This is a genomic window from Paenochrobactrum sp. BZR 201-1, from assembly GCF_044987585.2.
Classification (GTDB): domain Bacteria; phylum Pseudomonadota; class Alphaproteobacteria; order Rhizobiales; family Rhizobiaceae; genus Paenochrobactrum; species Paenochrobactrum pullorum.
Genome location: NZ_JBJDRZ020000023.1, coordinates 90,377 through 97,256 on the forward strand (window position 1 = coordinate 90,377; position 6,880 = coordinate 97,256).

A 6,880-nucleotide genomic window follows, 5' to 3' on the forward strand; every position below is an offset into this window, starting at 1 on the left:
GTCGGGGCTTTTTTTTAAATATTAGCAAGAGTAATACATATCGAACTCGACCGGATGCGGGGTCATTTCATAACGCATCACTTCTGCCATTTTCAATTCAATGAAGCTATCGATCTGATCATCTTCAAAAACACCACCAGCTTTAAGGAATTCACGATCCTTATCAAGGCTTTCCAGAGCTTCACGCAAGGAAGCACTCACCGTCGGAATTTCTTTCAATTCCTTTGCCGGCAGATCATAAAGATCTTTATCCATTGGCTGACCCGGATGGATTTTGTTCTTGATACCGTCAAGACCAGCCATCAGAAGCGCTGCATAGCAGAGATAGGGGTTGGCGGATGGATCAGGGAAACGAACTTCAACGCGCTTCGATTTCGGAGAAGAGCCGAACGGAATACGGCAGGAAGCAGAACGGTTTCTGGCAGAATAAGCCAACAGAACAGGGGCCTCATAACCTGGCACCAGACGCTTGTAAGAGTTGGTTGAAGGGTTGCTGAAAGCATTGATTGCTTTAGCGTGTTTGATAATACCACCGATGAAATAGAGGCAGGTTTCTGAAAGACCTGCATATTCATTGCCTGCAAATGTCGGCTTGCCGTCTTTCCAGATTGACAAATGCACGTGCATGCCCGATCCGCTTTCACCGAAAACCGGCTTTGGCATAAATGTTGCCGTTTTGCCGTAAGAATTGGCAACCTGATGCACCACATATTTATGAATCTGCATCTTGTCGGCATTGCGAACAATCGTATCAAACTTCAGGCCAAGCTCATGCTGTGCAGCTGCCACTTCATGATGGTGCTTTTCAACTGTCACGCCCATTTCGTTCAAAACAGTCAGCATTTCGGAGCGAATATCCTGTGCTGAATCAATTGGGGGAACCGGAAAATATCCGCCCTGTTTACGCGGGCGATGGCCAAGATTGCCGCTTTCAAGCTCACGATCACTATTGCTTGGCAGATCATAAGAATCCAGTTTGAAGCCGGTATTGTAGGAATCGACTTTATATTTCACATCATCAAACAGGAAAAACTCGGCTTCAGGACCGACATAAACCGTGTCACCAAAACCCAAAGAACTGACATATGCTTCAGCCTTTTTGGCTGTCGTGCGCGGATCACGGGCATAAGCCTCACCGGAAATGGGATCCAGAATATCGCAAAACAGCACCAGTGTCGGATGGGCAAAAAATGGATCAATATGGGCAGATTCAGGATCGGGCATCAGCACCATGTCGGATTCATTAATAGCCTTCCAACCCGCAATGGATGAACCATCGAACATGACACCGTCAATAAACATGTCTTCATCAACAAAGCTGACATCCATGGTCAGGTGATGCAGCTTGCCTTTTGGATCCGTGAAACGCAAATCAACAAACTTGATTTCGTTGTCGGTAATCAATTTTAAAATATCGTGAGACGTCGTCATTATATTTTGTCCTTGGGCTTTATGAACTGAAGGGAGGTTGAGCTTTATTAAATGGCATCCGGACCGGTTTCGCCGGTACGAATACGAATGACTTCTTCAATATTGGAAACAAAGATTTTACCATCACCGATGCGGCCGGTTTGAGCGGCTTTGCGAATGGCTTCGATAGCGCCTTCAAGCGCTTCATCCGTGACAACCAATTCGATTTTTACTTTCGGCAGAAAATCCACCACATATTCTGCACCACGATAAAGCTCGGTATGGCCTTTCTGGCGACCAAAACCTTTGGCTTCAATGACGGTAATGCCTTGCAAGCCAACGTCCTGAAGCGCTTCTTTGACTTCATCAAGCTTGAACGGCTTTATAATAGCTTCAATTTTCTTCATTTGCGCAGGCTCCATTTATTTGATCCGCTTACAGAATAAAAAAGCATGTTTCGTGCCAAGTAGAATTTTTTTAATTTTTTCGTTCAAATGCGCGCTTAAAAAGCAGTTGTTGCCAGAAATGATCTGACTTAACCTCTCATTAGAAGTATGGGAAAAATAGCCATGTGCCTGTTTTTTAGGCATCATGCTTATTATCAAATCACACAATCAGAAAAGCAGTGGTGAAACATGGAAAATGCATTCTTGAATGAACCCAAATTATGGAAAGATGCATTGCCACGCCTTGCGAAAGACGCGCATAAATATAAACGCGGCCATGCCCTCATATTTTCTGGCAACCTCACCAATACAGGGGCGGCGCGCCTTGCGGCTATGAGCGCTGCGCGGATCGGGGCAGGGTTGGTTACAGTGTTGTCGCCATCCGATGCGCTATTGGTTAATGCCGCACACTTAACCAGCATCATGTTGCGTGAAACAAGAACAATACAAGACGCACTTGATTATATTGAAAAGCGCCATGTGACAGCAGCCTTAATTGGCCCTGCATATGGGTTGGGCGTTAAAACACAACATGATTGCATCACTTTACTAAATAAAGCGAGCGCCAATCGCTTAGTTCTTGATGCAGATGCAATCTCAAGCTTTGAAAATGCATCCGATCATTTATTTAAGACTATTCATGCTTCAAATATTGAAACCGTATTAACACCCCATGAAGGTGAATTTTCGAGGCTCTTTCCTGATCTTTCGCGTGATAGCAAACTGACAAAGGCTGAAAAAACATTGAAAGCCGCAGCACGTGCAGGGGCATGTGTGATTTATAAAGGTGCACAAACGATTATTGCGCACCCTGATGGCAGATATTGTTACAATGAAAATGGCACACCTTTGCTGGCAACTGCAGGATCAGGTGATGTATTAGCTGGTATGGTAACAGGATTGCTCGCACAAAATATGTCGGTTTTTGAGGCGACTTCTGCGGCCGTTTGGCTGCATTGTGAAGCGGCCAAAAAGTTTGGGGCAGGCCTCATTGCTGAAGACCTGCCCCTGATGTTACCGCAATGTCTGATTGCGCTTGAAACCAGCTAACTTATTCAGCGGCTTGTGTTTTTTGATGAGGGCGACGCTTCAAAAGCTCTTTCAGATATTTTCCTGTATAGGAGGCCGGAACATTGACGATATCTTCAGGCCGTCCCATCGCCACAACCTGACCGCCGCCATCACCGCCCTCGGGGCCGATATCGATAATCCAGTCAGCCGTTTTGATCACTTCGAGATTATGCTCAATAACCGCAACCGTATTGCCTTGATCGACCAGCTCATGCAGCACTTCCAAAAGTTTTGCAACATCATGGAAGTGCAGACCGGTTGTCGGTTCATCAAGAATATAAAGGGTGCGACCGGTGGCTTTTCTGGAAAGCTCCTTAGCAAGCTTAACGCGCTGCGCCTCACCACCCGATAATGTCGTGGCCTGCTGCCCGACCTTGACATAACCCAATCCGACTTTGACCAAAGTTTCCAGTTTGTCGCGGACAGATGGCACAGCCGAGAAGAATTCAGCACCTTCTTCCACCGTCATATCCAGCACATCCGCAATAGATTTGCCTTTGAACAAAACCTCCAGCGTTTCGCGGTTATAGCGCTTGCCGTCACACACATCACAAGTGACATAAACGTCTGGCAAAAAGTGCATTTCAATTTTGATCAGGCCATCACCCTGACAAGCCTCGCAACGCCCGCCTTTGACGTTGAACGAGAAACGCCCAGCTTGATAACCGCGTGCTTTTGCCTCCGGAAGACCTGCAAACCAATCACGAATAGGGGTGAAAGCACCGGTATAAGTGGCAGGGTTTGACCTTGGCGTACGGCCGATAGGCGACTGATCAATATCAATCACTTTATCGAGAAATTCCAAACCTTCAATCCGGTCATGGTCGGCCGGATGTTCACGCGAGCCCATAATTTTACGCGATGCCGCTTTAAACAAGGTTTCAATCAGGAAGGTAGATTTACCACCACCTGAAACACCTGTCACCGCCGTAAAAGTACCAAGTGGAATTTCTGCCGAGATATTTTTAAGATTATTGCCACGCGCACCAATCACTTTAAGGCGTTTTGTATCCGACAAAGGACGTCGCTCGGCGGGCACCTCAACATTCAATGAACCTGATAAATATTGACCGGTCAATGAATCCTTGCTTTGCATTATCTGCTGCGGTGTGCCCTGCGCAATGATCTGCCCACCATGCACACCGGCGGCAGGCCCGATGTCGACCACATAATCAGCGGTTAAAATTGCATCTTCATCATGCTCGACAACGATCACGGTATTACCGAGATCACGTAAATGACGCAGCGTATCAAGCAGACGGGCATTGTCACGCTGATGCAAACCGATTGACGGTTCATCCAGCACATAAAGCACACCGGTCAAACCGGAACCAATCTGCGATGCCAAACGGATACGCTGGCTTTCACCGCCCGACAATGTGCCGGAGTTGCGCGACAAAGTCAGATATTCCAGCCCGACATCATTCAAAAAGCGCAGACGCTCGCGGATTTCTTTTAAAATACGTGCTGCAATTTCGCGCTGTTTATCATTGAAAACGGCATCGACATTCTTAAACCACTCATCTGCCACGCGAATGGACTGTTCTGTAATCTGACCAATATGCAGACCACCGATTTTTACAGCCAGTGCCTCTGGCTTCAAACGATAGCCTTTACAAGAAGGGCAGGGACTTGAAGACATGAAGCGCTCAATTTCTTCACGTGACCAGGCAGAATCTGTTTCTTTCCAGCGACGCTCCAGATTGGGAATGACACCTTCGAAACTTTTGGTCGTCTGATAAGAACGTGTACCATCATTATAAGAGAAGGTAATTTCGCGCCCGGCCGTACCATAAAGAATGGCTTTTTTTGCAATTTCCGGCAATTCGCTCCACTTATCAGACATTGCAAAATCATATGCTTGCGCCAATGCTTCAAGCGTTTGATTATAATAGGGTGATGAAGAACGCGCCCATGGTGCCACAGCACCATTTTTCAACGCCAGACCAGCATCCGGAATAATTAAATTCGGATCAATCGCTTGCTGTGTACCCAAACCATCGCAAGTCGGGCAGGCACCAAAAGGATTGTTGAAGGAAAACAAACGTGGCTCGATCTCGGAAATGGTAAAGCCGGAAACCGGACAAGCAAATTTTTCCGAGAACATCACGCGCTCATGCGTTTCATTCTTTGATTTATTAGCAGACTGTCCAGCTTTTTCGGAATCCGGCAAAGGCCTGTCGGCATATTCGGCAATCGCCAAACCTTCTGCCAGTTGCAGGCTGGTTTCCAGACTATCCGCCAAACGCGAGCCGATATCAGAGCGCACCACAAGGCGATCAACAACGACATCAATATCGTGCTTATATTTCTTATCAAGCGGCGGCACATCGGCGACTTCATAAAACTCGCCGTCAATTTTGACACGCTGAAAGCCTTTTTTCTGCAATTCCAGCAGTTCTTTGCGATATTCACCTTTACGGCCACGCACGATCGGCGCCAAGATATAAAGACGTGTGCCTTCTTCCATCATCAAAACACGGTCAACCATTTGGCTGACAGTCTGGCTTTCAATTGGCAATCCGGTGGCTGGCGAGTAGGGCACGCCTACGCGCGCAAACAACAAACGCAAATAATCATAAATCTCTGTAACCGTACCAACAGTCGAACGCGGATTACGGCTGGTGGTTTTTTGCTCAATCGAGATGGCAGGCGAAAGACCGTCAATCTGATCGACATCCGGTTTTTGCATCATCTCCAGAAACTGGCGTGCATAGGCTGAAAGGCTTTCAACATAACGACGCTGACCTTCAGCATAAATCGTATCAAAAGCCAATGAGGATTTGCCGGAACCGGATAGCCCCGTCATGACGATCAGCTTGTCCCTGGGCAGATCCAGATCGATATTTTTGAGGTTATGCTCCCGTGCGCCACGGATGGAGATGAATTTATGCTCACTCATTTTTGCGTTCTGCCTGCTTAAAATCATGCCAAACCAGCTTGCATGAACGCTGCTTGCGGGCAGGGTCATCATGGTGTCCGGTTACTTTCTTGCTTCATACTGCTCGTTTATATGGAACTGCGCAGCCATAGTTTTAAGAGCAGTGACAGCTTTATTTCTCTGGATTAACATGAGAACAAAGATCGAACAAGTCTATTTTTCATCCTCACACGTTTTTAAACTATGAAAACTCTAATACGATATTAGCTTAGATTTTCGAGTATATATTTTTCTCTGCTTCATACTGGCTCTATCAACGCGGCTGGCATAATATGACGAGCAGATGACCATATAAAGGACACGCATTATGGAAATGTCTGTGGAAGTGCATTGGGAACGTGAAGGCGCTGTTTTTACGGATAAGAAATATAGCCGCGGGCATATTTGGCGCTTTGATGGTGGTCAGGTTGTTCTGGCCTCATCATCTCCGCATGTCATTCCGCTGCCTTATTCCGTCGAAGCCAATGTTGATCCGGAGGAGGCTTATATCGCGGCTATTTCCAGTTGCCATATGCTGACATTTCTTGGTGTTGCAGCTGCTAAACGTATCGTTGTTGAAAGTTATACCGATAAGGCCGTGGGCATAATGGAAAAGATTGATGGCAAGATCCTCGTAAGCCGTGTCGAGTTAAAACCGCTCATCACTTATGATGGAGATAAGCCAAGTGCTGAACTGGAAGCGCAGCTGCATCATTTGGCACATGAGCAATGCTTTATTGCCAATTCTGTCAAAACTGACATTCAAGTTGTCAAACAGCATAACTGATGCAGAGATGCATGATGCCGTAGGTTCACCGAATCAACTACGGCATCAAGTGCAATATTTATAAGGATTATCTTCCTTACAAAACAGCTTGAAATGAATAATATCCTTTTATTGCCAAAGGGTTTAATAAATATATATGTTCCATAAGATAGATTATCCAATTCAACACTATAACAGCTATATAGAGATGCGACACTTGGGCAAATTAGAGATGCGACAGATTTTGCAGCTCATGCCCTGTTCAAA

The 6,880-nt window shown here is 46.2% G+C and carries 5 protein-coding genes; 2 read left to right on the plus strand and 3 right to left on the minus strand.

The features are described from left to right. Positions 1-21: 21 nt before the first annotated feature. Entirely contained in the window at positions 22-1,431 is a 1,410-nt protein-coding gene (glnA, locus tag ACI0FR_RS13310) for a type I glutamate--ammonia ligase (protein ID WP_404906194.1), read from the minus strand. A 47-nt stretch (positions 1,432-1,478) separates the two neighbouring features. Beyond that, on the minus strand, positions 1,479-1,817 hold the full coding sequence (locus ACI0FR_RS13315) for a P-II family nitrogen regulator (protein ID WP_374833328.1): 339 nt from the start codon (positions 1,815-1,817) through the stop codon (positions 1,479-1,481). A 228-nt stretch (positions 1,818-2,045) separates the two neighbouring features. Here ACI0FR_RS13315 and ACI0FR_RS13320 point away from each other — a divergent pair, with 228 nt between their 5' ends. Further along, positions 2,046-2,906, plus strand: coding sequence for an NAD(P)H-hydrate dehydratase (locus ACI0FR_RS13320; protein ID WP_461667953.1), 861 nt, complete (start codon positions 2,046-2,048; stop codon positions 2,904-2,906). Between the two features lies 1 nt (position 2,907). Here the strand turns inward: ACI0FR_RS13320 and uvrA are convergent, their stop codons facing one another. Continuing rightward, positions 2,908-5,829, minus strand: a complete 2,922-nt coding sequence (gene uvrA / locus ACI0FR_RS13325; RefSeq protein WP_404906192.1) for an excinuclease ABC subunit UvrA — start codon at positions 5,827-5,829, stop codon at positions 2,908-2,910. 346 nt (positions 5,830-6,175) lie between these two features. On the opposite strand from uvrA, the gene ACI0FR_RS13330 reads away from it, so the two are divergent. Continuing rightward, positions 6,176-6,634 (plus strand): OsmC family protein, encoded by a 459-nt coding sequence (locus tag ACI0FR_RS13330; RefSeq protein ID WP_404906191.1) that lies wholly within the window; start codon positions 6,176-6,178, stop codon positions 6,632-6,634. Positions 6,635-6,880 lie beyond the last annotated feature (246 nt).

Coding starts and splice junctions, on each gene's coding strand:
- glnA (WP_404906194.1), bottom strand. CDS start 1,431: ATGACGACGTCTCACGATATTTTAAAATTGATTACCGACAACGAAATC.
- ACI0FR_RS13315 (WP_374833328.1), bottom strand. CDS start 1,817: ATGAAGAAAATTGAAGCTATTATAAAGCCGTTCAAGCTTGATGAAGTC.
- ACI0FR_RS13320 (WP_461667953.1), top strand. CDS start 2,046: ATGGAAAATGCATTCTTGAATGAACCCAAATTATGGAAAGATGCATTG.
- uvrA (WP_404906192.1), bottom strand. CDS start 5,829: ATGAGTGAGCATAAATTCATCTCCATCCGTGGCGCACGGGAGCATAAC.
- ACI0FR_RS13330 (WP_404906191.1), top strand. CDS start 6,176: ATGGAAATGTCTGTGGAAGTGCATTGGGAACGTGAAGGCGCTGTTTTT.